We start from the raw sequence: 23,755 nt of genomic DNA, 5'->3' as shown, positions 1-23,755 counted from the left end.
GTCTTGTTTAGTTTTGAAGGATCATTCCTTCAAACATGTCTCTAGCGAGACAGGATTGTTCTTTGAAAACTAGATAACAATAAGTAATACATTCACATTGAATGCAATGCAAAGTTCATCACACATAGTGATTCTTTCTAAAGTAAGAAATGGTTAAGTTAGAAAGGGCGCACGGTGGATGCCTTGGCACTAGGAGCCGATGAAGGACGGGACGAACACCGATATGCTTCGGGGAGCTGTAAGCAAGCTTTGATCCGGAGATTTCCGAATGGGGAAACCCACTGCTCGTAATGGAGTAGTATCCATACTTGAATACATAGAGTATGAGAAGGCATACCCGGGGAACTGAAACATCTAAGTACCCGGAGGAAGAGAAAGCAAATGCGATTCCCTGAGTAGCGGCGAGCGAAACGGGAACAGCCCAAACCAAGAGGCTTGCCTCTTGGGGTTGTAGGACACTCTATACGGAGTTACAAAGGAACGATATAAGCGAAGAGGTCTGGAAAGGCCCGCCAAAGAAGGTAACAGCCCTGTAACTGAAATGTTGTTCTCTCCAGAGTGGATCCTGAGTACGGCGGAACACGTGAAATTCCGTCGGAATCCGGGAGGACCATCTCCCAAGGCTAAATACTCCCTAGTGACCGATAGTGAACCAGTACCGTGAGGGAAAGGTGAAAAGCACCCCGGAAGGGGAGTGAAATAGATCCTGAAACCGTGTGCCTACAAGTAGTCAGAGCCCGTTAACGGGTGATGGCGTGCCTTTTGTAGAATGAACCGGCGAGTTACGATCCCGTGCAAGGTTAAGCAGAAGATGCGGAGCCGCAGCGAAAGCGAGTCTGAATAGGGCGCATGAGTACGTGGTCGTAGACCCGAAACCAGGTGATCTACCCATGTCCAGGGTGAAGTTCAGGTAACACTGAATGGAGGCCCGAACCCACGCACGTTGAAAAGTGCGGGGATGAGGTGTGGGTAGGGGTGAAATGCCAATCGAACCTGGAGATAGCTGGTTCTCTCCGAAATAGCTTTAGGGCTAGCCTCAAGGTAAGAGTCTCGGAGGTAGAGCACTGATTGGACTAGGGGCCCCTACCGGGTTACCGAATTCAGTCAAACTCCGAATGCCGATGACTTATCCTTGGGAGTCAGACTGCGAGTGATAAGATCCGTAGTCGAAAGGGAAACAGCCCAGACCGCCAGCTAAGGTCCCAAAGTATACGTTAAGTGGAAAAGGATGTGGAGTTGCTTAGACAACCAGGATGTTGGCTTAGAAGCAGCCACCATTTAAAGAGTGCGTAATAGCTCACTGGTCGAGTGACTCTGCGCCGAAAATGTACCGGGGCTAAACGTATCACCGAAGCTGCGGACTGTTCTTACGAACAGTGGTAGGAGAGCGTTCTAAGTGCAGTGAAGTCAGACCGGAAGGACTGGTGGAGCGCTTAGAAGTGAGAATGCCGGTATGAGTAGCGAAAGACGGGTGAGAATCCCGTCCACCGAATGCCTAAGGTTTCCTGAGGAAGGCTCGTCCGCTCAGGGTTAGTCGGGACCTAAGCCGAGGCCGAAAGGCGTAGGCGATGGACAACAGGTTGATATTCCTGTACCACCTCCTCACCATTTGAGCAATGGGGGGACGCAGGAGGATAGGGTAAGCGCGGTATTGGATATCCGCGTCCAAGCAGTTAGGCTGGGAAATAGGCAAATCCGTTTCCCGTGAAGGCTGAGCTGTGATGGCGAGCGAAATTTAGTAGCGAAGTTCCTGATTCCACACTGCCAAGAAAAGCCTCTAGCGAGGTGAGAGGTGCCCGTACCGCAAACCGACACAGGTAGGCGAGGAGAGAATCCTAAGGTGATCGAGAGAACTCTCGTTAAGGAACTCGGCAAAATGACCCCGTAACTTCGGGAGAAGGGGTGCTTCTTAGGGTGTTAAAGCCCCGAGAAGCCGCAGTGAATAGGCCCAGGCGACTGTTTAGCAAAAACACAGGTCTCTGCGAAGCCGTAAGGCGAAGTATAGGGGCTGACGCCTGCCCGGTGCTGGAAGGTTAAGAGGAGCGCTTAGCGTAAGCGAAGGTGCGAATTGAAGCCCCAGTAAACGGCGGCCGTAACTATAACGGTCCTAAGGTAGCGAAATTCCTTGTCGGGTAAGTTCCGACCCGCACGAAAGGCGCAACGATCTGGGCACTGTCTCAACGAGAGACTCGGTGAAATTATAGTACCTGTGAAGATGCAGGTTACCCGCGACAGGACGGAAAGACCCCGTGGAGCTTTACTGCAGCCTGATATTGAATGTTGGTACAGCTTGTACAGGATAGGTAGGAGCCTTGGAAACCGGAGCGCTAGCTTCGGTGGAGGCATCGGTGGGATACTACCCTGGCTGTATTGACCTTCTAACCCGCTGCCCTTATCGGGCAGGGAGACAGTGTCAGGTGGGCAGTTTGACTGGGGCGGTCGCCTCCTAAAATGTAACGGAGGCGCCCAAAGGTTCCCTCAGAATGGTTGGAAATCATTCGCAGAGTGTAAAGGCACAAGGGAGCTTGACTGCGAGACCTACAAGTCGAGCAGGGACGAAAGTCGGGCTTAGTGATCCGGTGGTTCCGCATGGAAGGGCCATCGCTCAACGGATAAAAGCTACCCCGGGGATAACAGGCTTATCTCCCCCAAGAGTCCACATCGACGGGGAGGTTTGGCACCTCGATGTCGGCTCATCGCATCCTGGGGCTGTAGTCGGTCCCAAGGGTTGGGCTGTTCGCCCATTAAAGCGGTACGCGAGCTGGGTTCAGAACGTCGTGAGACAGTTCGGTCCCTATCCGTCGCGGGCGCAGGAAATTTGAGAGGAGCTGTCCTTAGTACGAGAGGACCGGGATGGACGCACCGCTGGTGTACCAGTTGTTCTGCCAAGGGCATCGCTGGGTAGCTATGTGCGGACGGGATAAGTGCTGAAAGCATCTAAGCATGAAGCCCCCCTCAAGATGAGATTTCCCATTCCGCAAGGAAGTAAGATCCCTGAAAGATGATCAGGTTGATAGGTCTGAGGTGGAAGCGTGGTGACACGTGGAGCTGACAGATACTAATAGATCGAGGACTTAACCTATATTCTAATGTGAAAAATGAACGTTGTTATCTAGTTTTGAGAGAACATTCTCTCCATCAGGTTTGGTGGCGATAGCGAAGAGGTCACACCCGTTCCCATACCGAACACGGAAGTTAAGCTCTTCAGCGCCGATGGTAGTTGGGGGTTTCCCCCTGTGAGAGTAGGACGCCGCCAAGCTTTTCAAAGGACCAGTTCCAGTCGGAACTGGTCTTTTTTGTGCTGTTTGAAAGAAGATCACCTTGATTCATATGTGGTATAAATCAGGTTGTTTTAATTCACTATAAGCGTGGAAATGCTCTAAATCAACGTGAAAGTCTGTGAAGCATGTTCACTTTTAAGTATGGAGAAAAGTAATAGAGAGAAAGAATAGCAGGTGTATAGATGCTGGATACAAATTCATTCATTTAAATGGAGTTGTATCAGGCTATTTTATTGAAATCAAAACATTCATTGCGTTTAACAGTTAAAATGAAGAAATATCTATATCATTAAAGTATAAAAATTGAAAGGCTGCTGATATTTTTAAAGGATTTACTCGTTTTTAAAGAGAATATAGAGAAGAGAAATACAGCTGTTAATCGCTGAATTGAAGCTGTTTTGACTGGTAACATCAACATCATCTGTTAAAAGAAATACGTCATGAAAAATGAAATAAAATTTTTTTAATATAGCCTTTACAAATGAGTAAAACCTGTATATAATAATCTTTGTCGGATCGAGAGATTCCTACATAGTGGAGGATTAGCTCAGCTGGGAGAGCATCTGCCTTACAAGCAGAGGGTCGGCGGTTCGAGCCCGTCATCCTCCACCATATTTATTCTTACATAATGTTAGGATAGATAAAGCCGGTGTAGCTCAACTGGTAGAGCAACTGACTTGTAATCAGTAGGTTGGGGGTTCAAGTCCTCTTGCCGGCACCACTTTCATATGGTAAGATAGACAAGTCGCTTTAAAAGCGAGCCATTAGCTCAGTTGGTAGAGCATCTGACTTTTAATCAGAGGGTCGAAGGTTCGAGTCCTTCATGGCTCACCATTTTCATGCGGGTGTGGCGGAATTGGCAGACGCGCTAGACTTAGGATCTAGTGTCTTTATGACGTGGGGGTTCAAGTCCCTTCACCCGCATTGCCAAACAACATAAAGAAATCCTGTAATGCGGAAGTAGTTCAGTGGTAGAACACCACCTTGCCAAGGTGGGGGTCGCGGGTTCGAATCCCGTCTTCCGCTTATACCATCCACGCCGGGGTGGTGGAATTGGCAGACACACAGGACTTAAAATCCTGCGGTAGGTGACTACCGTGCCGGTTCAAGTCCGGCCCTCGGCATTATAAAATAAGCGCCCGTAGCTCAATTGGATAGAGCGTTTGACTACGGATCAAAAGGTTAGGGGTTCGACTCCTCTCGGGCGCGCCATTAAGATCGGGAAGTAGCTCAGCTTGGTAGAGCACTTGGTTTGGGACCAAGGGGTCGCAGGTTCGAATCCTGTCTTCCCGACCATCTTTTATGGGGCCTTAGCTCAGCTGGGAGAGCGCCTGCCTTGCACGCAGGAGGTCAGCGGTTCGATCCCGCTAGGCTCCACTTTTTAAAAGATTATTTTATATCATGGCGGTGTAGCTCAGCTGGCTAGAGCGTACGGTTCATACCCGTGAGGTCGGGGGTTCGATCCCCTCCGCCGCTATAAAGGACCTTTAGCTCAGTTGGTTAGAGCAGACGGCTCATAACCGTCCGGTCGTAGGTTCGAGTCCTACAAGGTCCACCATCTATACGGAGGAATACCCAAGTCCGGCTGAAGGGATCGGTCTTGAAAACCGACAGGGGTGTCAAAGCCCGCGGGGGTTCGAATCCCTCTTCCTCCGCCATATTTTTAAAAAATGATATCATCGCGGGGTGGAGCAGTTCGGTAGCTCGTCGGGCTCATAACCCGAAGGTCGCAGGTTCAAATCCTGCCCCCGCAACCAAATTTTTTCTCTATTGGTCCGGTAGTTCAGTTGGTTAGAATGCCTGCCTGTCACGCAGGAGGTCGCGGGTTCGAGTCCCGTCCGGACCGCCATTTTAAATGAATACATGGCTCGGTAGCTCAGTTGGTAGAGCAACGGACTGAAAATCCGTGTGTCGGCGGTTCGATTCCGTCCCGAGCCACTTTTACAAATAAATATCAGTATGGCGGTTGTGGCGAAGTGGTTAACGCACCAGATTGTGGCTCTGGCACTCGTGGGTTCGATTCCCATCAATCGCCCCATACATATTTTTGCGGGTGTAGTTTAGTGGTAAAACCTCAGCCTTCCAAGCTGATGTCGTGGGTTCGATTCCCATCACCCGCTCCATTTGCATATCGTTCATGGGCCTGTAGCTCAGCTGGTTAGAGCGCACGCCTGATAAGCGTGAGGTCGGTGGTTCGAGTCCACTCAGGCCCACCATGACTTTCCGCAGTAGCTCAGTGGTAGAGCTATCGGCTGTTAACCGATCGGTCGTAGGTTCGAATCCTACCTGCGGAGCCAAATGGAGAAGTACTCAAGTGGCTGAAGAGGCGCCCCTGCTAAGGGTGTAGGTCGCGCAAGCGGCGCGAGGGTTCAAATCCCTCCTTCTCCGCCATTTTTCTGGCCCGTTGGTCAAGCGGTTAAGACACCGCCCTTTCACGGCGGTAACACGGGTTCGAATCCCGTACGGGTCATTTTTTAAAGAGGTCTAATAAAGATCTCTTTTTTATTTTCTGCAAAATGAAAGACCGCCATCATAGCGGTCTTTTTTTACATATTCATGGAATAGATCGTATAAGACAAGTATGTCGCAAAGAATCCCCATAAAACATAAGGAATCAATAAAATTGGGACAACTTTGCTTAGTTTACGTGAGACGATGACAAGTGAGAGTGCTGTCAGTGCTACAAGCAGGCAGTCGATCGTAGCTGCAAATAGATCTTTTTGTGTAAATTGAAAAAAGCTAAAGGCTTGATTGAATACATAATTTAAAAGAAACAGAATCCAAAATGGTAATGTGATTTTTTGAAAACCATACTTTGCATAAATGATGGCGGCAGATAACGAAATGAGGGCGAATAAGACAGCCCAGACCGCACCGATGACACCACCACTAGGTGTCCATTCAGGTTTATTTAGTGCGTCATACCATTCTCTGTCGATAGGGAACAGGAACCCTGCAATAGAAAATAATGCGTATGTAATAAAGAAGACGATAACCGCCCAAATGATACTTTTTTTAGCCATCCAGAAATCTCCTCCCAATCAATTCACTCTTCAACGTATTTCCCAATTATTACATGATATAAACATCAAGCCCCCAATATGTGGGGACTAATGATTTTTTTTAGTATAAGGATCTTCTTCGTAAGGCTTCAAGTCACCAAACACTGTCATGACGCCTTCTTCATCTAATGCTTCTTCATAAGCTTCGTGTGCTTTATTTGGATAGACCTTGCTTGCTTTTCCTTCAATATCAGCAGCTGCAAACCCTTCATAGTCTTCCACATAATCTTCATCTTCTGATTGTGTATACACATCATCGTATGTCAATGGAGGAAATTCCATATCGGATGGGGTATCAGAGTTCCCATAGCGTTCTACGTCTTGGTAGGCATCTTCTCCATCATATGCAGCACTTTCTTCATTTTCAAATTGACCTGAGGGCGGACTTAATAAGTCCTCTTCAATGGGACGGTTTTGTGAAACGGTCTGCTCTTTTGAATGCTCTGTGCATGTGACGGCGGTGGGAAGGGCTTCTAAGCGTTCTTTAGGAATAGGGGCTTTACACACTTTACACAAACCATAAGAGCCGTCTGCCATTGCTTGGAGTGCTTCATTGATATCGGACAGATGCTCATGTTCCAAACTGTTTAAGGCAATGTCCTTTCCGCGTTCGAATAGTTCTGTCCCTTGGTCGCCAGGGTGGTTATCATAGGCCGACAGTTCGCCCACTGAATCATAAGGAAATGATACTTTCTGTTCATCGTCATGGCTTTTGGCTTCAATTTCTTGTTTTTCATCGAGAAGTCGCTGCTTCAACTGATGTAATTCGTTTTTAGACAACAAAGCGATCACCCTTTCATATCAAACATATTGTTAGTATGAGCAAATTTTTATGTAAGACTTGTGCCAATTTGAAGCAATTCTTCAATAAAAAACGCCTGCGGCTGCAGGCGTTTCGTGTTATGCGAGATAATATTGTAAGATCAATGCGATCGTTAACAGGAAACCAAAAAACGTATTGGTTTGTGCTGTCGACTTCATGGCATTCATTAATTCAATTGGTTTTTCTTTTTGCTTAAATTCTTTAATGGCTGTATAAGCTTTTGGCACACTGAGTAAGACAAGAAGACTCCAAAGACCCACGATATCCATAAAGATATAAACAAAAATGAGTACATATGAGATCACAAACATGGAAAGTAGGATGTTGACGGCCGCTTTACGTCCAGCTAGGATAGCAAGTGTCTTTCGTCCATTCTCTTTATCTCCGTCTAAATCACGGATATTGTTCGACAGTAAGATGGCACCAACTAAAATAGAGATAGGTAATGAAATGAGCACAGCTTTTGATGTCAATGTTGCTGTTTGGATATAGAAACTAATTAAAATGATGCCTAGTCCCATAAAAGCACCTGATACAAGTTCTCCAAATGGTGTATAAGCAATTGGTACAGGGCCACCGGTATAAAAATAGCCTGCTGCCATACAAATTAGTCCTATGAGTGCAATCCACCAGCTAGACATCATGCAAATATAGATCCCAAGTAATAAAGAAAGCGCGAATAAGGCATAAGCGAGGCCTAAAACTGTTTTTGGTTTTACACCGTTTCTCACGATCGCTCCGCCGATACCGACAGATTTCTCATTGTCCAATCCGCGAACATAATCAAAGTACTCATTAAACATGTTCGTTGCAATTTGGATAAACATCGATGCAAATAGCATAGCTAAAAATAGCCCAACATGTATTTGACCACTCGGAAGTGCTAGGACAGTTCCTAAAGTAACGGGAATAAATGCCGCTGTTAATGTATGCGGTCGTAGTAAATTCCACCAAATCCGCCAGTTCTTATCAGGCTTAATTGGTGAAAGCTGATCTGATATCGATTGATGCTGCATAAAATATACTCCTTTAAATAAAAAATACGTACACGTCCAAATTCCAGTTTAGCAAAGTTCAAAAAGGTGTCAATATATTGATGCGATGAAACAAGAAAAAGATGTTTGCTAATCGTTCCCATCTAGAGAGAAAGCTTGATCTTCGAACAGGTCTTACCATTTTTTAAGGGATGTTCTCATTTCAATAAGCGGGAGCGAAAAAATCTTGAAAGCGTGATATAATAAGGATTCGAGGTTTTAAAAGCTGTTTTCTTTACTAAGTTCATCTGTTAAGGTTTATAATAGAAAAGCAGGTCATTCGACATACTCGAATGTTCATGTATTTTTTACATGATGGTTTTATTTTTATATGTTATTTCATGGATTTTGGAGGAATGTATCATGGTGACAACAGTGCAAAGTACTTTCCGGCAGGAAGCGCTTGCGACATTAGAAGAAGCGAATAACGTCAACCATGCTGTTTTGATAAGCTACTCCAGAAGAGTTGACGATCTGGATCCTCTTGCCTTTTTCCAAAGCGGCGAAGCGGATTTTTTAGGCGAGCGGTTTTTTTGGTCTGATCCAGAAAGCCAAATGATATTTTCTGGACTTGGCAGAGCGGCCGTGATTAAATCATCAGAGCAAGGCAAAGAACGATTCAATATCGTCCATCAAGAATGGGAGCAGCTGAAACAGCATATGTTCCATTTTCATGATGAGAAGGAGTTAAAGCAAGCGGCAGTTGGTCCGCTTTTATTTGGAGGATTTTCATTTGATCCATATGAAGAGAAGGCGCGTCACTGGGAAGCATTTGGCGAGGCTCATTTTTTTGTGCCATCGATGATGCTGACTGTTTCAAAAGAGGGCACGTTTCTAACGATCAATGAATGGAACGAGGTGGACGGGAATGTTCATCAGCTCATTCAAGAGTTAGAACAGAAAGCTTCTAATTTTGATGCATTGCCTGTCAGAAATCATGGACAAGCTGAGCTTGTTCATATGGAAGAGTTAGATGTCCAGGAATGGATGAAAGCAATCCATGAAGCGACAGAACACATTCGTGTGAACGAATATGAAAAGGTTGTTTTAGCAAGAGAAGTCTTGCTTCACTATAAAAATCAAATTGAACTCGCTCCACTATTAGCAGAATTACTAAAACATCAAACAACGAGTTATGTATTTGCTATAGAGCAGGGAAGACAAGCGTTTGTCGGGGCGACGCCTGAACGTTTAGTGAAAAAAAGCGGTGGTGAAGTCTTTTCATCTTGTTTGGCAGGTTCTATTGTACGTGGTCAAGATGAAGTAGAAGATCAGGCACTAGGTGAGGAACTGCTTTGTGATGAGAAAAATTTGATTGAACATCAAATTGTCGTGAATATGATTGAGCAGGCATTTGAAGCAAACTGCCATCATGTGCATAAGCCAAATCAACCAAGTCTTTATAAAACGAAAAACATTCAGCATTTATTTACACCCATTGTGGGAGAAATTAAAAGCAGCTGTTCACTCTTTTCATTAATTGAACAGCTTCATCCAACACCAGCGCTTGGAGGATATCCTAAGGAAAAAGCGGTAGAGGTGATTCGTGAAATCGAACCGTTGAAACGCGGTTGGTATGCGGCGCCAGTGGGATGGATTGATTCTAAGGACAATGGAGAATTTGCTGTCGCCATTCGATCAGGTCTTATTGAGGAAGACCAAGTTCGTTTGTTTGCTGGATGTGGAATTGTAGAGGATTCCCTTGCAAAACAGGAGTATGAAGAAACGCAAGTGAAATTAAGACCAATGCTGTCTGCTCTTGGAGGTCGTCCCATTGAATAATCAAATCATGACAAGATATATTGGCAGATTAATGGATGAATTTGTGCAAAGTGGTGTGAAGGAGGCGGTTGTTTGTCCTGGTTCCCGTTCAACACCGCTTGCGATGCTCGCTCTTGCTCATCAAGAAATCAATGTCCATGTGTTAGTGGATGAACGGTCTGCTGCTTTTTATGCACTGGGTCTTGCGAAAGCGAGCCAAACACCAGTGCTACTCATTTGTACATCAGGTACGGCAGCAGCTAACTTTTACCCAGCTGTTGTCGAGGCACATTATTCTCGGGTACCACTGATTGTTTTAACTGCTGATCGGCCGCACGAATTGAGGGAGGTTGGGGCACCTCAAGCGATTGATCAGCAATTCTTATTCGGTAAGTTTGTTAAATGGTTCACAGACTTAGCCTTGCCAGAAGAAAGCCAAACGATGCTGCGGTATGTCCAAACTGCTGCTGCTAGGGCAAGTCATGTGTCTATGCAGGAGCCAAAGGGACCAGTTCAAGTGAATGTGCCGCTGAGAGAACCATTGCTACCTGACTTGTCTATTGATCCTTTTGATAGAGAAGAAGGAGTTGCGAACAAAGTTTTAGCAGCAGGTCAAGCTCGTCCGGATGATCGGGTTATGTCAGAATTAGTGTCTATCATGAACAAAGCGGCAAAAGGAATCATTGTTGCTGGTGAACTTCACTCGCCGGAAGAGCAGGCGTCAGTGTTACGTCTTGCAAAAGCTTTGCATCTGCCAATTTTAGCTGACCCGCTTTCTCTTTTGCGAAATGGACATGAAAGTGAAGAATACATTATAGATGCATACGATTCTTTGTTAAAAGATGAGGCATTGCAGCAGCATCTCTTGCCTGAAATGGTCATTCGTTTTGGACCGATGCCTGTGTCTAAGCCTTTATTTAAGTGGCTGGAAAAGCATGCGGAAGTGAAGCAGATTGTCGTCGATGCTGCGGGTGGTTATCGAGATCCTGGTTTAAGCGCATCATACATGATTGAAAGTCATGCAGCCTCTTTTGTAGAAGAAGTCTTGGTGAGAGCGGAAAAGCATCAGGATACATCTTATTTACGACGCTGGCAGAGTGTCAATTCTTCTTTTAGAATGCATGTAAATCAATACAATGATGAGGACCTGACATTTGAGGGAAATGTGTATCGTCAGCTGCAGCACCTTTTGCCAAAAGAGAGTGTGCTCTTTATCGGAAATAGTATGCCTATTCGAGATGTCGATACCTTTTTTGAAACGCAGTCAAAACCGTTTCGGATGATGGCGAATCGCGGAACAAATGGTATTGATGGTGTTGTGTCCACAGCTCTTGGAACATATGCAGCCTTGAAACAACCCATCACTTTAGTCATCGGCGATTTATCTTTTTACCATGATATGAACGGTCTTCTTGCAGCTAAGCTAATGGACATTCCGCTCACGGTTGTATTGTTAAACAATGATGGTGGAGGAATCTTTTCTTTCCTTCCGCAGGCATCCGATGAACCGTATTATGAAAAGCTCTTTGGTACGCCGACCGGGTTGAATTTTGAGTATGCATCAAAGCTATATGGGGGAACCTATTCGAAGCCAACAACGAAAGAAGAGTTAAAAGATGTGTACTTGGCGCATATCCAAGAACCAGGGCTTCATTTAATTGAGATTGAAACTGACCGGCATTCTCGCGTGGGCAAACATCGCCAAATGATGGACGAGATATTGAGGGAAGTGAAAAAAGAATGCCTTCACTCATAATACGAATGCACGATGGAGTGGCGTATGAGGTGATAGACCATAATCCATCTGCTGAAAATGCCACGTTATGTTTACATGGTTTTACAGGGAGTGCAGCTTCTTGGGCTTTTTTGAATACTTATACAGAAAAACATACGAGATTGATTCAGGTCAGCTTGCTTGGACATGGCCGCACAGACTCACCAAAGAGTATAAGAAGATATGCAATGTCCCAGCAGCTGGCAGATCTTGCTGAGATTTTAGATCAATTAAAGCTTCACAAAGTGAACATTCTCGGATATTCTATGGGAGGGCGTATTGCTTTATCATTTACCTCCCGTTATCCAGAACGTGTAAACAAGCTGATTCTTGAGAGTACATCTCCAGGGCTGAACTCTTTTAAAGAGCGGATGGCGAGGCTGAATCATGATCATCAGCTGGCTCAAAAGATCAGACATGAAGGGTTAGCGCAGTTTGTGGATTTTTGGGAGAACATTCCGCTGTTTGCTTCGCAGAAATCCTTGCCAGCGGACAGGCTAACGCAACTGAGAGAGGGAAGGCTAAAAGCCGATCCTAACGGGCTGGCTCGCAGCTTAGAAGGTATAGGAACCGGTTCACAGCCGTCTATGTGGCAAGCATTAAAGCAGATAAAACAGCCTGTTTTACTCATTTGCGGAACACTTGATAAAAAGTTTTGTCACATCGCCAAACGTATGCAGCAGGCGCTTGAATACAGTCAATTCACAGTAGCAGAGCATGCCGGGCATACAGTTCATGTGGAACAACCACATTTTTTTGGTAAAATAGTAAGTGAGTTTATTTTATCGCAAGATTAGAGGAGGAAATATTGATGGCTATTGAATGGCAAACTGAGCGTCAGTATGACGAAATTTTATATGAAACATATAATGGGATTGCAAAAATCACCATTAACCGTCCGCATGTACATAATGCATTTACACCAAAGACTGTAAGTGAATTAATTGATGCATTCTCACGTGCTCGTGACAATTCAGATGTTGGTGTCATTGTCCTTGCAGGTGCTGGAGGAAAAGCATTCTGTTCAGGTGGAGACCAAAAAGTACGCGGTCATGGCGGCTATGTAGGAGACGATCAAATTCCACGTCTAAACGTCCTAGACTTACAGCGTTTAATTCGTGTCATTCCAAAACCAGTTATTGCGATGGTTGCGGGCTATGCGATTGGCGGCGGGCATGTGCTTCATGTCGTGTGTGACCTGACCATTGCAGCAGACAATGCGATTTTTGGACAAACAGGACCAAAAGTGGGCAGCTTTGATGCTGGTTATGGATCTGGCTATCTTGCACGTATTGTGGGTCATAAGAAAGCAAGAGAAATCTGGTACTTATGCCGTCAATACAATGCACAAGAAGCGCTTGATATGGGACTTGTCAACACAGTTGTACCATTAGAGCAGCTGGAAGAAGAAACAGTGAAGTGGTGTGAGGACATGCTAGAAAAAAGCCCGACTGCTTTACGATTCTTGAAAGCTGCATTTAATGCTGACACAGATGGATTAGCTGGTATTCAGCAATTTGCAGGAGATGCGACCCTTCTTTATTACACAACAGATGAAGCAAAAGAAGGACGCGATTCCTTTAAGGAAAAACGGAAGCCAGACTTCGGTCAGTTCCCTCGTTTCCCTTGATTCAATGATATGGATGAAAACAGCTTAGTGCATCAGACTGAGCTGTTTTCTTTTATGAAAAGGAGGTGTCATGATGAAGCAACCGAATTGGCTGCTGCACCGTGCGTATTTAACGCCAGACCGGGTCGCACTCATTTATCAAGACAACGAGTGGACATTTCGTGATTTAGCGAATGATGTAGACCAACTTGCAAATCGACTGACACGTGCATCTTTTAAAAAAGGGGATACGGTTGCGATTTTAATGAACAACCATCCTCACATGGTCATGCTTGTTCACGCTTGTTTTTTATTAGGCTTCAAGATTGTGTTATTGAACAATAAGTTAACAAAAGCAGAGAGACGTTTTCAGCTGAAAGATGCGAAAGTCATGGCTTTATTAACAGAGCCTGCATATGCAAATGAGCATCATGGTGATTTACCTGTTTATACAATAGAGACTTTACCTGATGCAGATCATGATATGGAAAAGAAGGTCGTACATGATATTGATTTAAATGAGACGGCGACGATTATGTATACATCTGGAACGACAGGACGCCCTAAAGGGGTGGAGCAAACGTTTGGCAATCATTTTCATAGTGCTGTTTCCTCGGCATTGAATTTAGGGATCAGGGAGGACGACCGCTGGCTCATTGCCTTGCCTCTTTTTCATATAAGCGGTTTATCCGCTATATTTAAATCTGTCATATACGGTATGACTGTCGTGCTTCATCAAAAGTTTGATGTCGATGAAGTCAAGGATGCTATTGAACAGCATCGAGTGACGATGGTGTCAGTTGTACAAACCATGCTGTCCCGTTTATTAAGTGGACTTGAAGAATGTCCGTCATCTTTGCGCTGCCTGCTGTTAGGCGGAGGCCCTGCGCCTTATGCGATGCTTCAAGAGAGTAAGGAGAAAGGATTTCCTGTGTTTCAATCGTACGGTATGACGGAGACCTGCTCACAAATTGTGACACTTGCGCCCGAATTTAGTGTGGAAAAGCTTGGATCAGCGGGAAAGCCCCTTTTTGGGTGTGAATTAAAGATTCAAGATGAGAACCGTCCGTGTCGTCCTTTTGAGCATGGTGAAATCATGGTAAAAGGTGCAAATGTCATGAAAGGCTACCTTTATCGTCAAGAGGCAACAGCTGCTGCATTTGAGCAGGGCTGGCTGAAAACGGGTGATATTGGCTATGTAGATGAGGACGGATTCTTATTTGTGCTTGATCGGCGGTCAGACTTAATTATTTCTGGCGGAGAAAATATTTATCCAGCAGAAATTGAAGCAGTTCTTTTAACACATCCAAATGTAAAGGAAGCCGGAGTGACGGGTATATATGATGAAAAATGGGGAGAGGTACCTGCTGCCTTCCTTGTGACAGATGAGCAGATTCCGGAGAATGAGCTCTATGCTTTATGTCAGTCGCAATTAGCCAAGTATAAATGGCCCGCCGCTTTTCACTTTGTGGATGAGCTGCCAAGGAATGCGTCGAATAAATTGCAGAGGCACAGACTCAAATCAAAGGGGTTTTTAGATGATTCAAATTGAACGTGTGATCTTATATCATGTCACGATGAAACTCAAACAGCCATTTACAACGAGCCTTGGGACCATTTCAGAGCGTGAGTTTATTATTGTCGAGGTCAAAGATCAAACAGGATTAACTGGATGGGGAGAGGTATCTGCCTTCTCTTCTCCGTGGTATACAGAAGAAACCATCGAGACCTGCTATCACATGCTGAGGGCTTTCTTTATCCCGAACGTGCTGACCCGATCTTTTACACATCCTTCGGACATACCAGACAGCTTGTACCATTTTAAAGGCAATAGAATGGCCAAAGCAGGAATTGAGGCAGCTGTGTGGGATATTTATGCAAAGCGAGAAAATAAGTCCTTACGTGACGTCTTAGGCGGTACTAGAGATAGAATTCCATCTGGTGTCGTTGCGGGGTTAGGACCAATAGATGATATGATTCAGCAAATCGAGCAGTTTGTTGATCAAGGCTATCAGCGTGTGAAAGTGAAGATTAAGCCGGGACAAGATATTGGACTTCTACAAAAGATAAGAGAGTCTTTCCCTCACCTTCCGTTAATGGCGGATGCAAACTCTGCTTATGAATTAAAGGATATTAGCAAACTGAAGCAGCTCGACGATATTCGTTTATTAATGATTGAACAACCTTTAGCCGCAGATGACATTGTCGATCATCGGCATTTGCAAAAGCATTTAAAAACACCAATCTGTTTGGATGAAAGTATTTGTTCTTTAGATGATGCGAGAAAAGCTGTAGAACTTGGAAGCTGTCAGATTATTAATGTGAAGCCTTCACGAGTTGGAGGGCTGACTGAAGCTCTTAAGATTCATGCGTTCTGCAAGGAGCAGCAGATTCCGTTATGGTGCGGGGGAATGATTGAAACAGGCATTTCTCGCGCGCAAAACGTGGCACTTGCATCACTTCCGCAATTTACGATTCCTGGGGATATTTCAGCATCGTCGAAATATTGGGAGCAGGATATCATTTTTCCTGAAATCAAAGTTGAAAATGGGTTTATTGAGGTGCCTCGTTCTCCAGGTATGGGCGTAGAAGTTGATTATCAAGCGCTTCGTTCTTTCTCAGATAAAATTGATGTGTTTACAAAACATGATTTTGTGAAATGAAAACGAATGAATAGCCATTTGCACCATCAATAGAACCACTGTATAGTTGAGGAAAGTTTTTCCTTCCTGTCTGAACAAAAAGAAAGAGCGGTCATCCGCTCTTTCTTACTCTTCTACAAGCCCGCTGTCGTAAGCAAGCTGTCCAATATACTGATACATGTCATTGGGCATGTCGGAAACATGTCCGTATTCATAATCCCAAAGATTTAAAAAGGAGTGAGCTGCTTGATAAAATGCAGCCTCGTCCGCGTCCTGAATTTCTTCAAGAAACGTTTGAGCAAGCCGATCGTTTTTCAAAGCGAAGCGCCTCCTTTAATGAGACTTAAAGGTCTTGAGGTTTAAACGTTTTACAGTCAGTTTCTTCACTTTTCTCAGCCGTATTTCCTGTATGGCTGACGACATAAATTGCATCTGCACCACAACGATTTCCAGTATTCCAGTAGGAACAGTTGTTTACTTCACAAAGGATTTTTTGACTCATACAGATGACCTCCTTTTGAGTATGTCTTTCATCTATAATGTAACCGAAGCACGGGTCGTTCATTCATGTTAATCTTCCTGACGAATATAACGCTTATCTTTCATAAACAATTTCCAGAAGAAGTAGAACCCAGGGAATAGGATGATAAACCCTACAATATACGTAATAAATAATGCCCTAAATGTGACGGGATCTGTAAACCCAGACATGATGGTAATATCAGGATAGGCCATATAGGGCAAATGCGCATGTCCATACACATAGCTTGCTAAGAAATATTGAATTGTAATGGCGATAACCGCTAAACGTGGTCTCCCTTTCCGATGTTTAAAGCGACTGTTTTGTAAAAATAGAGCCAAACCTGCAAGCAAAAACATGAGTAGAGAAACAAGAAGGATCGGGATGTTCTGCATCATTTTTGTGAACAGCCAATTGGCCTCACTTCTCAGTGTGAGCATGATAAAGAAAGCCATCATGAGAGAAAGTGGACCCGTAATCAGTGCTCCTCTTCTATAAATGTTATAAGCCTCATCTTCGTTTGCAACATTAGAAAAATCAGCTAAAAGCAAAGATGAGAGGAAAAGGGTACTGAAAATCGCAAAACCTACGAAAGAATAGACATTTGCGCTTGTAAAGACCAATCCTAAATCTAATGAGTAGACATTATTCTCCTGAAAGATGAATCCACCATGTGTAATGGGGAGAACCATGATGAGGATGGACGGAATAATAAAGCCGCTAATTCCTGAAATATATGTAACGGCTTTTCTATATTTTTTAGGCAGTGAATGAGAGAAGACGAGAAATCCGCTTCGCAGTGCAAGAAGCAACAAAATAATGCTGCCGGGTATTAATAGAACAGTGCCTAGCACAAATGTTGCACCTGGAAACAGGCTAAACAAGGCAACGACGATGGCTACAATGAACACGTTAGTTACTTCCCAAGTTGGAGAAAGATACTTATTTGCGATATTTGCGGCCTTTGTCTGCTCTTTGTTCATGTAAATCATTGACCAAAATCCTGCACCGAAATCCATTGATGCCATCACTGCATAGATAAACACGAATCCCCATAAGATGGTGATTGCAATGAGTGCATCAGTTGTTACATCCATTTGCATCAAGATCGCTCCCTTTTTAAGATTCTGTTAACCGTAAGTCTTCTTCAATTGAATGTTTTCTAAAGTAGTACGTCAGTACAATCACAGTTGCGATGCCTAAAATGAGATAGACAATGGCAAAAAGGATGAAAAGTGTACCGATAGATCCTGATGATGTGACGACTTCAGAGGTTTTGAGCATTCGATAAATCACCCATGGCTGACGGCCTGTACAGGCAAAGATCCAGCCAAATTCAATCGCCAAGAGACTAAGGGGCCCGCCAAATAAATAAAGGACAAGCAGCCATTTTGGATAATGTTCGCGTTTTAAAATTTTGCGGTAAAACAGTGCTAACACAGCAAAGAAAATGAGCAATGAGCCGATAATGACCATTCCATTAAATAATGTGTGAATAAATAAAGGCGGCCACTCGTCCCTAGGAAAATCATTTAACCCTTTAACCACAGTATCAAAGCTATTTCCTGCAAGAAAACTAAGCGCCCAAGGGATTTCGATAGCTCCTTTGATTTCTTGCGTATTGGCATCAGTAAAACCGCCAATGGCAAGAGGCGCATGCGATTGCGTTTCAAATAAACCTTCAGCACCCGCTAATTTTTCAGGCTGATATTCATACAGAAGCTGAGCTGATTCGTGACCGTTTAAGGCTGTGAGAAAAGAGAAAAGTCCGCCTACAATCAGTCCAAGAAAAAGGGCTTTTCGATGAAAGGTATAGAGCTTTTCGTTTTTTCTTGTTTTCAACATTTTAAATGCAGCGACAGAAGCAATGACAAAAGCGCCTGTTGTAAAAGCAGACAGTACTACGTGAGTAGCAGTTACAACAAAACTAGGATTGAAAAAGGCCTTCCAAGGTTCGATATTCGTTATTTCTCCATTGACCATTTGAAAGCCAGCGGGTGTTCCTTCAAAAGCATGTACGTTTGTAATGAGAATCGCTGAAGCTGCTGCACCAATGACAACGAAAATAACGGTAATGATGCGCATGGCTGGTGATAAACGATCTGCTGCGTACACATAAATAGACATAAATAATGCTTCAATAAAGAAAGCATAAATTTCTATTTGAAATGGCAGTGACATGACTTTTCCGATGACCTCCATAAAACCAGGCCATAGAAGGGCAAGCTGCGTACCAGCAATGGTACCGGTTGGAATGGCGACCCCTAACAGAACAGCCTGCGCTTTTGTCCATCGTTTGGCCATGATGGCATAATGCGGGTCCTTCGTTTTTTGAAAGATGAGTTCAGCTAACAAAATCATTAGCGGGATGCCTACGCCAAGCGAGGCATAAATAATATGGAAGCCCATTGTTGTGCCGAACAGACTTCTAGCTAAAACGAGATCAGTCAATTTTTTCTCCGCCTTTCTTATCGCATCTCTTTTGATGGTGTTTATTATTCTCCACCATTTTTAGATTATTCTTCCTGACTAAGAAAGCTTGTTTTTTGACAAGTTGTAAAAGAGGGAGTAGAATATAATTATAAAACGTAATCGTTACGTTTTAATGATGAAGGGAGTTTTGACATTGAAAAGAGATATTCATCCAACCTCACATGAAGTTGTATTTATGGACGTAAACAGCGGTTACCGCTTCTTAAGTAGATCAACAAAGACATCACATGAGACCGTAGAGTGGGAAGATGGGAAGACTTATCCTGTCATTAAAGTAGAGACAAGCTCTGATACGCATCCATTTTATACAGGACGCCAGAAATTCGGAGAAAAAGGCGGCAGAGCGGAGCAGTTTAAGAAAAAATACCAAATGTAGACAAAGAAACACACCTGATCATGGTGTGTTTTTTTGTGCATTAAAAAACCCCGGCTGATCGCACGGGGTTCAAGAATTCATTCAACATTTAAAGCTGTTTTTAATGTGTTTAAATTTTGTTTCATTAAGCTGACATAGCTTTCGCCATTTTTAGCATCATCTTCTGTAATGGATTCTAGATTTTTCAGTGTAAGGCTTTTTGCTCCAATTTCACTGCGAATCGTATCTGATACTTTACTGCTGACGTTATTTTCAAAAATGACATACTTGATGTGATGCTTTTCTGCCTGTTGTACGATATTTTCAAGCTGTTTTTGGGAAGGCTCTTCAGAAGCAGAGAGTCCTAGTACACTGATTTGCTCAATGCCATAGCGTTTTTCCCAGTAGCCGTATGCTGCGTGAGAAACAAGAATTTCTTTATGTTTTGCTTTAGATAACGTTGTTTTGAATTCCTGATCTAACGATTGTAATTCTTTTTTTAGTGATTCATAGTTTTTTGTGTATTCGTCTTTATGATCTGGATCTAGTGAAACGAGTGTGTCTTTAATGTTTTTTGCCATTTGCTGTGCATAAACAGGGTCTAGCCATGCATGGGGATCTTTATCTCCGTGGTCGTGTCCATCATGGTCATGATCTTCACCTTCATGATCGTGATCATGGTCCTCACCTTCTTCATGAGCATGTTCTTCTTGTGTTGATAATAGCTTGATGCCTTCGGCTGCTTTCACTGTTTTCACGCCTTGGTCTTTTAACGTAGAAGCCGTTTTATCAGCAAATGCTTCAGCACCTGTTCCGCTGTAAATAAAGGCATCTCCTTCAGCCATTTCAACCATCGTTTTTGAACTTGGTTCAAAGCTGTGTGCATCTGCATTGGCAGGATACACACTTTGAGCGTTCACGTGAGAGCCGCCAATTTCTTCAGTGAAATCTTGAATAGGGAAGATCGTCGTGTAAATGGTTAATTTCCCGTCTGCTTTTCCTTTTGAAGCATTTGTCCCCGCACTGCTTGAGCAAGCGGCAAGACCGACCGCTAATAAAGCAGCTGTTAAAATAAAAAAGATTTTTTTCATCTAAGAATGTCTCCTCTCAACCTATTAGATAGAAATGATTACGATTTAATGTCCTGAGTTATTGTATCGTAATAATTACGATTTGAAAAGAGGAAATTTAAAAATTTTCATCAGAAGATGTTTCCTCTAAAAAAATAGACGTCAAAACGTGACGAAATTTAAAACATTGTGCTATATTTATTTTTAAAAAAAGAAAAAGGAATGGACAAACTTATGAAACTTTTAGACGAAATCATCGAGTACAATCAACAATTTTGCGAAGAGAAGCGATATGAAGAGTTTACAACAACGAAGTTTCCACAGAAAAAAGCTGTCATTCTATCATGTATGGATACAAGACTTGTTGAACTGCTTCCGCGCGCCATGAACATGAAAAATGGCGATATTAAAATTGTCAAAAGTGCTGGCGCTCTTGTTTCTCACCCATTTGGTAGTATTATGCGAAGCATTTTAGTGGCTGTTTATGAATTGAATGCTGACGAGGTGTACGTCATTGGGCATCACGATTGTGGTATGAGTAAAATAGACAGCGAAACACTCTTAAATAAAGCCATTGAGCGTGGTATTCCAGAAAAACGAATTGAAGTACTGGAATACTCAGGAATCGATTTTCAACAGTGGCTCAAAAGCTTTAGCTCAGTTGAAGAAAGTGTGAAAGACAGTGTGTCTGTCGTTAAAAATCATCCGCTTCTTCCATCTGATGTGCCTGTACATGGTCTTGTCATTGATCCTGGGACAGGTAAGCTTGACTTAGTTGTCAATGGTTATGAAGAAAAGTAAGTTATTTTTCCTTTTTAGGCGGGACCGGATCCATGCCTCCAGGATGCAGCGGGTGACATTTTAAAATTCGCTTAATCGTGAGCCATCCGCCTTTTAAAGCGCCATGCGTTTTGATCGCCTCTAGCCCGTAGTTAGAGCAAGTGGGGTAAAACCTGCAGCTCGGCGGTGTCAGAGGGGAAATGCATTTTTGATAAAAGCGAATGATGCCGATAAAAATTTGTTTCATAGAGGTTCCTCCTTGTCTGTCTTTTCACAGTATAAGAAAAAAGGACAAGGAAGGGAAGTTTTATAAACTAAACTGGTCGGAACAATATGTTATAATATAGGAAATTGCAATTATAGGAGTGGTGATTAATGCCTTCAGTTGAAAGCTTTGAACTTGACCATAATGCTGTAAAAGCACCTTACGTTCGTCATTGCGGCGTTCATAAAGTGGGATCAGATGGGGAAGTGAACAAATTTGATATCCGTTTTTGTCAGCCAAACAAGCAGGCAATGAAACCTGATACGATTCATACATTAGAGCATTTACTTGCGTTTAATATTAGAACACACTCAGAGAAATACGATCATTTTGATATCATTGATATTTCTCCAATGGGTTGCCAGACTGGCTACTATTTAGTTGTCAGCGGTGCACCGACACCAAGAGAGATCGTTGAACTGCTTGATGCAACATTCAAAGATGCAGTGGAAGTAACAGAAATTCCTGCTGCAAATGAAGAGCAGTGCGGTCAAGCGAAGCTTCATGATCTTGAAGGAGCAAAACGTTTAATGCGTTTCTGGCTGTCTCAGGATCAAGAAGAGCTATTAAAAGTATTTGGTTAATCAGTAAGATGATGAACCGGACATATTGAATGTCCGGTTTTTTATATGAAATGAAATGAGAGCTGTTAAAATAGGGGATATTTGTTAAAATGGACATGTCAGTAAAAAAAGGGGGATACACGAATGCGGAAAATGGTAGGAATCATTTTGATGCTCGCATTACTTAGTGCATGTGGAAACTCGGCAGCGAGCAATGACAAGGGAGAAGTGCCTGAGCTATTAGAAGTCAAACTAACAGGGCCGGAGCAAGTGGAGAAAAATGAAAACGTTATCGTAAAAGCAGCTGTCACATATGGTGATACGCCTGTTGATGATGCAGATGATGTTGAATTTGAAGTGTGGAAAGATGGCGACAAGGATAACAGCAAGATGATTCAGCCAAAGAAAAAGGAGAAAGGTGTATATGAATTGCATACAGCTTTCAAACAAGATGGCCTTTATATCATACAAGTCCATGTGACAGCTAAACAGCAGCATAATATGCCGAAGACAAACATCCATGTAGGTGATGTGAAAAAAGAGAGTTCATCTACTGAAGAAGAAGATACCTCACATCATTGAAAGCGGTTTTATTTTGGGTTAGGACGTTGGTTTGGTTCAGCATCCTGTGGTGAATCGACTTTATGCTTGTAATCATAAGCCTTTGATGTCGTCCACAGTGATAAAAAGACAACGATTGAGATAATGATAAAGCTGATAATCCCAAGTAACAGCATCTAACTCCCTCCTTATTTCCATATTAACATATATTTCATGCGGTCAAAATAGAAGAAAATGATGGCAGGTTTCAGTATAATAAAAAAAGGGTAATCCCATACTAAATGCAACTACATAAGGAGGAATCAACATGTCTGAAAAATTATTAAACGTCGTCAATAAACAAGTAGCAGATTGGACTGTGCTTTACGTAAAATTACATAACTATCACTGGTATGTAAAGGGAAAAGATTTCTTTACACTCCATGAAAAATTCGAAGAATTATATACAGAAACAGCCACTTATATCGATGATTTGGCTGAGCGTATGCTCGCATTAAATGGACAACCTGTTGCGACAATGAAAGAGTGCTTAGAAATTTCTAGCATTCAAGAAGCGGAAGGCAATGAATCAGCCGAGCAAATGGTGAAAAATCTGTATGATGATTTCTCTAATATTGCAGAAGAACTTAAGCGAGGCATGGAGCTGGCTGCAGAAGTTGGCGATGAAACAACAGGTGATATGCTGCTTGCAATTCATCAATCCATTGAAAAACACAACTGGATGCTAAAAGCATACTTAGGATAAGCGAATGTGAAAGGAATGTCGATCATCAAACAGATCGGCATTCTTTTTTTGTGGATTTGTGACAGACAGCCCATTGAATTGATGGGGCTTTCAGCCGAAGAGAAAAGGGAAGGGAGGGGAGAAGATGTCCTCAATTGCAGGAATGATGAGCCAGCAAGTGGCGAGTATTCAAAAAACACTTAATATCAGTTTATTGAATTCACAGCTTGCCACGAACACAGCCCAAGCTATGGTGATGCTCGATCAAGTGCAGCAGCAGCCTCAAGCTGTTCAGCCCAAAGATTCAGATGCTACGTTTATTGATGTCAGAGTTTAACCAAGAAAGCCGCCGTCACAGGCGGCTCTTTTTATGCGCTTCACGAATTTTTTGAACAGCTAACCATGCCTTTATTTTTTGTCGTCCAAGCTATTCATCAA

General features: G+C 43.3%; 22 protein-coding genes, 21 tRNA genes and 2 rRNA genes. 35 read left to right on the top strand and 10 right to left on the bottom strand.

Translation table 11 applies throughout. The annotated features are described in order from the left end of the window. The first annotated feature begins 151 nt into the window (after positions 1-151). From NSQ11_RS14275 to NSQ11_RS14165, 23 genes are all read left to right on the top strand, one after another. Positions 152-3,082, top strand: a 23S ribosomal RNA gene (locus tag NSQ11_RS14275). A 61-nt stretch (positions 3,083-3,143) separates the two neighbouring features. Next, positions 3,144-3,259, top strand: a 5S ribosomal RNA gene (rrf, locus tag NSQ11_RS14270). Positions 3,260-3,817: 558 nt separating this feature from the next. After that, positions 3,818-3,893 (top strand) — tRNA-Val (locus NSQ11_RS14265). A gap of 33 nt (positions 3,894-3,926) precedes the next feature. Next, a tRNA-Thr gene (locus tag NSQ11_RS14260) sits at positions 3,927-4,002 on the top strand. A 37-nt stretch (positions 4,003-4,039) separates the two neighbouring features. Beyond that, positions 4,040-4,115, top strand: a tRNA-Lys gene (locus NSQ11_RS14255). A gap of 7 nt (positions 4,116-4,122) precedes the next feature. Further along, positions 4,123-4,205, top strand: a tRNA-Leu gene (locus NSQ11_RS14250). 30 nt (positions 4,206-4,235) lie between these two features. After that, a tRNA-Gly gene (locus NSQ11_RS14245) sits at positions 4,236-4,307 on the top strand. Positions 4,308-4,319: 12 nt separating this feature from the next. After that, a tRNA-Leu gene (locus NSQ11_RS14240) sits at positions 4,320-4,405 on the top strand. Between the two features lie 11 nt (positions 4,406-4,416). Further along, positions 4,417-4,493: transfer RNA gene (locus NSQ11_RS14235), tRNA-Arg, on the top strand. Between the two features lie 7 nt (positions 4,494-4,500). Continuing rightward, a tRNA-Pro gene (locus tag NSQ11_RS14230) sits at positions 4,501-4,577 on the top strand. A gap of 8 nt (positions 4,578-4,585) precedes the next feature. After that, a tRNA-Ala gene (locus NSQ11_RS14225) sits at positions 4,586-4,658 on the top strand. 26 nt (positions 4,659-4,684) lie between these two features. Then, positions 4,685-4,758: transfer RNA gene (locus NSQ11_RS14220), tRNA-Met, on the top strand. A gap of 4 nt (positions 4,759-4,762) precedes the next feature. Further along, positions 4,763-4,839, top strand: a tRNA-Ile gene (locus NSQ11_RS14215). 7 nt (positions 4,840-4,846) lie between these two features. Beyond that, a tRNA-Ser gene (locus NSQ11_RS14210) sits at positions 4,847-4,939 on the top strand. Positions 4,940-4,961: 22 nt separating this feature from the next. Then, a tRNA-Met gene (locus tag NSQ11_RS14205) sits at positions 4,962-5,038 on the top strand. A gap of 15 nt (positions 5,039-5,053) precedes the next feature. Beyond that, positions 5,054-5,130 (top strand) — tRNA-Asp (locus tag NSQ11_RS14200). A gap of 16 nt (positions 5,131-5,146) precedes the next feature. Beyond that, positions 5,147-5,219 (top strand) — tRNA-Phe (locus NSQ11_RS14195). A 24-nt stretch (positions 5,220-5,243) separates the two neighbouring features. Continuing rightward, positions 5,244-5,319 (top strand) — tRNA-His (locus NSQ11_RS14190). Between the two features lie 11 nt (positions 5,320-5,330). Next, a tRNA-Gly gene (locus tag NSQ11_RS14185) sits at positions 5,331-5,404 on the top strand. 16 nt (positions 5,405-5,420) lie between these two features. Next, positions 5,421-5,497, top strand: a tRNA-Ile gene (locus tag NSQ11_RS14180). Between the two features lie 6 nt (positions 5,498-5,503). Next, positions 5,504-5,578 (top strand) — tRNA-Asn (locus NSQ11_RS14175). Positions 5,579-5,581: 3 nt separating this feature from the next. Further along, positions 5,582-5,672 (top strand) — tRNA-Ser (locus NSQ11_RS14170). 7 nt (positions 5,673-5,679) lie between these two features. Beyond that, positions 5,680-5,751: transfer RNA gene (locus tag NSQ11_RS14165), tRNA-Glu, on the top strand. Between the two features lie 76 nt (positions 5,752-5,827). Here NSQ11_RS14165 and NSQ11_RS14160 read toward each other — a convergent pair. The 3 genes from NSQ11_RS14160 to NSQ11_RS14150 form a co-directional block, all read right to left on the bottom strand. Continuing rightward, positions 5,828-6,304 (bottom strand): tryptophan-rich sensory protein, encoded by a 477-nt coding sequence (locus NSQ11_RS14160; RefSeq protein ID WP_148780156.1) that lies wholly within the window; start codon positions 6,302-6,304, stop codon positions 5,828-5,830. 87 nt (positions 6,305-6,391) lie between these two features. Next, positions 6,392-7,126, bottom strand: coding sequence for a TraR/DksA C4-type zinc finger protein (locus NSQ11_RS14155; protein WP_060832581.1), 735 nt, complete (start codon positions 7,124-7,126; stop codon positions 6,392-6,394). Between the two features lie 117 nt (positions 7,127-7,243). After that, positions 7,244-8,182, bottom strand: coding sequence for a 1,4-dihydroxy-2-naphthoate polyprenyltransferase (locus tag NSQ11_RS14150; protein WP_048003421.1), 939 nt, complete (start codon positions 8,180-8,182; stop codon positions 7,244-7,246). Positions 8,183-8,563: 381 nt separating this feature from the next. Here NSQ11_RS14150 and NSQ11_RS14145 point away from each other — a divergent pair, with 381 nt between their 5' ends. The 6 genes from NSQ11_RS14145 (at position 8,564) to menC (ending at position 16,007) form a co-directional block, all read left to right on the top strand. Continuing rightward, on the top strand, positions 8,564-9,982 hold the full coding sequence (locus NSQ11_RS14145) for an isochorismate synthase (protein WP_008342907.1): 1,419 nt from the start codon (positions 8,564-8,566) through the stop codon (positions 9,980-9,982). Further along, entirely contained in the window at positions 9,975-11,717 is a 1,743-nt protein-coding gene (menD, locus tag NSQ11_RS14140; RefSeq protein WP_342501134.1) for a 2-succinyl-5-enolpyruvyl-6-hydroxy-3-cyclohexene-1-carboxylic-acid synthase, read from the top strand. Before NSQ11_RS14145 ends, menD begins: the two co-directional genes overlap by 8 nt. Continuing rightward, positions 11,702-12,532, top strand: coding sequence for a 2-succinyl-6-hydroxy-2,4-cyclohexadiene-1-carboxylate synthase (gene menH, locus NSQ11_RS14135; protein ID WP_342501133.1), 831 nt, complete (start codon positions 11,702-11,704; stop codon positions 12,530-12,532). Before menD ends, menH begins: the two co-directional genes overlap by 16 nt. A gap of 14 nt (positions 12,533-12,546) precedes the next feature. Continuing rightward, on the top strand, positions 12,547-13,365 hold the full coding sequence (gene menB / locus NSQ11_RS14130) for a 1,4-dihydroxy-2-naphthoyl-CoA synthase (protein WP_008342913.1): 819 nt from the start codon (positions 12,547-12,549) through the stop codon (positions 13,363-13,365). A 70-nt stretch (positions 13,366-13,435) separates the two neighbouring features. Continuing rightward, positions 13,436-14,896 carry an o-succinylbenzoate--CoA ligase gene (locus NSQ11_RS14125; protein WP_268359179.1) on the top strand — a complete coding sequence of 487 codons (1,461 nt, stop codon included), beginning with the start codon at positions 13,436-13,438 and terminating at the stop codon, positions 14,894-14,896. Then, entirely contained in the window at positions 14,883-16,007 is a 1,125-nt protein-coding gene (menC, locus tag NSQ11_RS14120) for an o-succinylbenzoate synthase (protein ID WP_008342917.1), read from the top strand. The genes NSQ11_RS14125 and menC overlap by 14 nt, the downstream gene beginning before the upstream one ends. A gap of 105 nt (positions 16,008-16,112) precedes the next feature. Here menC and NSQ11_RS14115 read toward each other — a convergent pair whose 3' ends face one another. The 4 genes from NSQ11_RS14115 to NSQ11_RS14100 all read right to left on the bottom strand — a co-directional run bounded on the left by NSQ11_RS14115 (position 16,113) and on the right by NSQ11_RS14100 (position 18,957). Then, the gene (locus tag NSQ11_RS14115) at positions 16,113-16,304 is read right to left on the bottom strand and encodes a hypothetical protein (RefSeq protein WP_008342920.1); all 192 of its coding nucleotides are present in this window, start codon (positions 16,302-16,304) and stop codon (positions 16,113-16,115) included. A 25-nt stretch (positions 16,305-16,329) separates the two neighbouring features. After that, entirely contained in the window at positions 16,330-16,488 is a 159-nt protein-coding gene (locus NSQ11_RS14110; protein WP_008342921.1) for a DUF1540 domain-containing protein, read from the bottom strand. 68 nt (positions 16,489-16,556) lie between these two features. Further along, positions 16,557-17,603 carry a cytochrome d ubiquinol oxidase subunit II gene (locus NSQ11_RS14105; RefSeq protein WP_342501362.1) on the bottom strand — a complete coding sequence of 349 codons (1,047 nt, stop codon included), beginning with the start codon at positions 17,601-17,603 and terminating at the stop codon, positions 16,557-16,559. Between the two features lie 22 nt (positions 17,604-17,625). Further along, a complete protein-coding gene (locus NSQ11_RS14100; RefSeq protein WP_035391038.1) occupies positions 17,626-18,957 on the bottom strand; it encodes a cytochrome ubiquinol oxidase subunit I in 1,332 nt (443 codons plus the stop codon). Positions 18,958-19,132: 175 nt separating this feature from the next. Between NSQ11_RS14100 and NSQ11_RS14095 the strand changes: the two genes are divergently transcribed. Next, positions 19,133-19,375 (top strand): type B 50S ribosomal protein L31, encoded by a 243-nt coding sequence (locus tag NSQ11_RS14095; RefSeq protein WP_017358374.1) that lies wholly within the window; start codon positions 19,133-19,135, stop codon positions 19,373-19,375. Between the two features lie 77 nt (positions 19,376-19,452). Here NSQ11_RS14095 and NSQ11_RS14090 read toward each other — a convergent pair whose 3' ends face one another. Beyond that, positions 19,453-20,445 (bottom strand): zinc ABC transporter substrate-binding protein, encoded by a 993-nt coding sequence (locus NSQ11_RS14090; protein ID WP_017358373.1) that lies wholly within the window; start codon positions 20,443-20,445, stop codon positions 19,453-19,455. 213 nt (positions 20,446-20,658) lie between these two features. Between NSQ11_RS14090 and NSQ11_RS14085 the strand changes: the two genes are divergently transcribed. After that, a complete protein-coding gene (locus tag NSQ11_RS14085; RefSeq protein ID WP_046527630.1) occupies positions 20,659-21,225 on the top strand; it encodes a carbonic anhydrase in 567 nt (188 codons plus the stop codon). 1 nt (position 21,226) lies between these two features. Here NSQ11_RS14085 and yidD read toward each other — a convergent pair whose 3' ends face one another. Continuing rightward, the gene (gene yidD / locus NSQ11_RS14080; RefSeq protein ID WP_008342933.1) at positions 21,227-21,451 is read right to left on the bottom strand and encodes a membrane protein insertion efficiency factor YidD; all 225 of its coding nucleotides are present in this window, start codon (positions 21,449-21,451) and stop codon (positions 21,227-21,229) included. 128 nt (positions 21,452-21,579) lie between these two features. On the opposite strand from yidD, the gene NSQ11_RS14075 reads away from it, so the two are divergent. Both NSQ11_RS14075 and NSQ11_RS14070 read left to right on the top strand, forming a co-directional pair. Further along, entirely contained in the window at positions 21,580-22,053 is a 474-nt protein-coding gene (locus NSQ11_RS14075) for an S-ribosylhomocysteine lyase (RefSeq protein ID WP_008342935.1), read from the top strand. A gap of 123 nt (positions 22,054-22,176) precedes the next feature. Beyond that, positions 22,177-22,614, top strand: a complete 438-nt coding sequence (locus NSQ11_RS14070; RefSeq protein ID WP_008342936.1) for a FixH family protein — start codon at positions 22,177-22,179, stop codon at positions 22,612-22,614. Positions 22,615-22,622: 8 nt separating this feature from the next. Here the strand turns inward: NSQ11_RS14070 and ytzI are convergent, their stop codons facing one another. Further along, on the bottom strand, positions 22,623-22,769 hold the full coding sequence (ytzI, locus tag NSQ11_RS14065; protein ID WP_017358370.1) for a YtzI protein: 147 nt from the start codon (positions 22,767-22,769) through the stop codon (positions 22,623-22,625). A 131-nt stretch (positions 22,770-22,900) separates the two neighbouring features. Between ytzI and NSQ11_RS14060 the strand changes: the two genes are divergently transcribed. After that, the gene (locus NSQ11_RS14060; protein WP_007501934.1) at positions 22,901-23,338 is read left to right on the top strand and encodes a Dps family protein; all 438 of its coding nucleotides are present in this window, start codon (positions 22,901-22,903) and stop codon (positions 23,336-23,338) included. A gap of 124 nt (positions 23,339-23,462) precedes the next feature. Next, positions 23,463-23,654: a hypothetical protein gene (locus NSQ11_RS14055; protein WP_008342942.1), complete on the top strand. Its 192-nt coding sequence runs from the start codon at positions 23,463-23,465 to the stop codon at positions 23,652-23,654. Positions 23,655-23,755 lie beyond the last annotated feature (101 nt).

The sequence above is a fragment of the Bacillus sp. FSL W7-1582 genome, from assembly GCF_038593325.1.
Classification (GTDB): Bacteria; Bacillota; Bacilli; order Bacillales; family Bacillaceae; genus Bacillus; species Bacillus altitudinis.
Note: the sequence above shows the minus strand (reverse complement) of the source record. Positions and strands in the feature narration are given on the sequence as shown.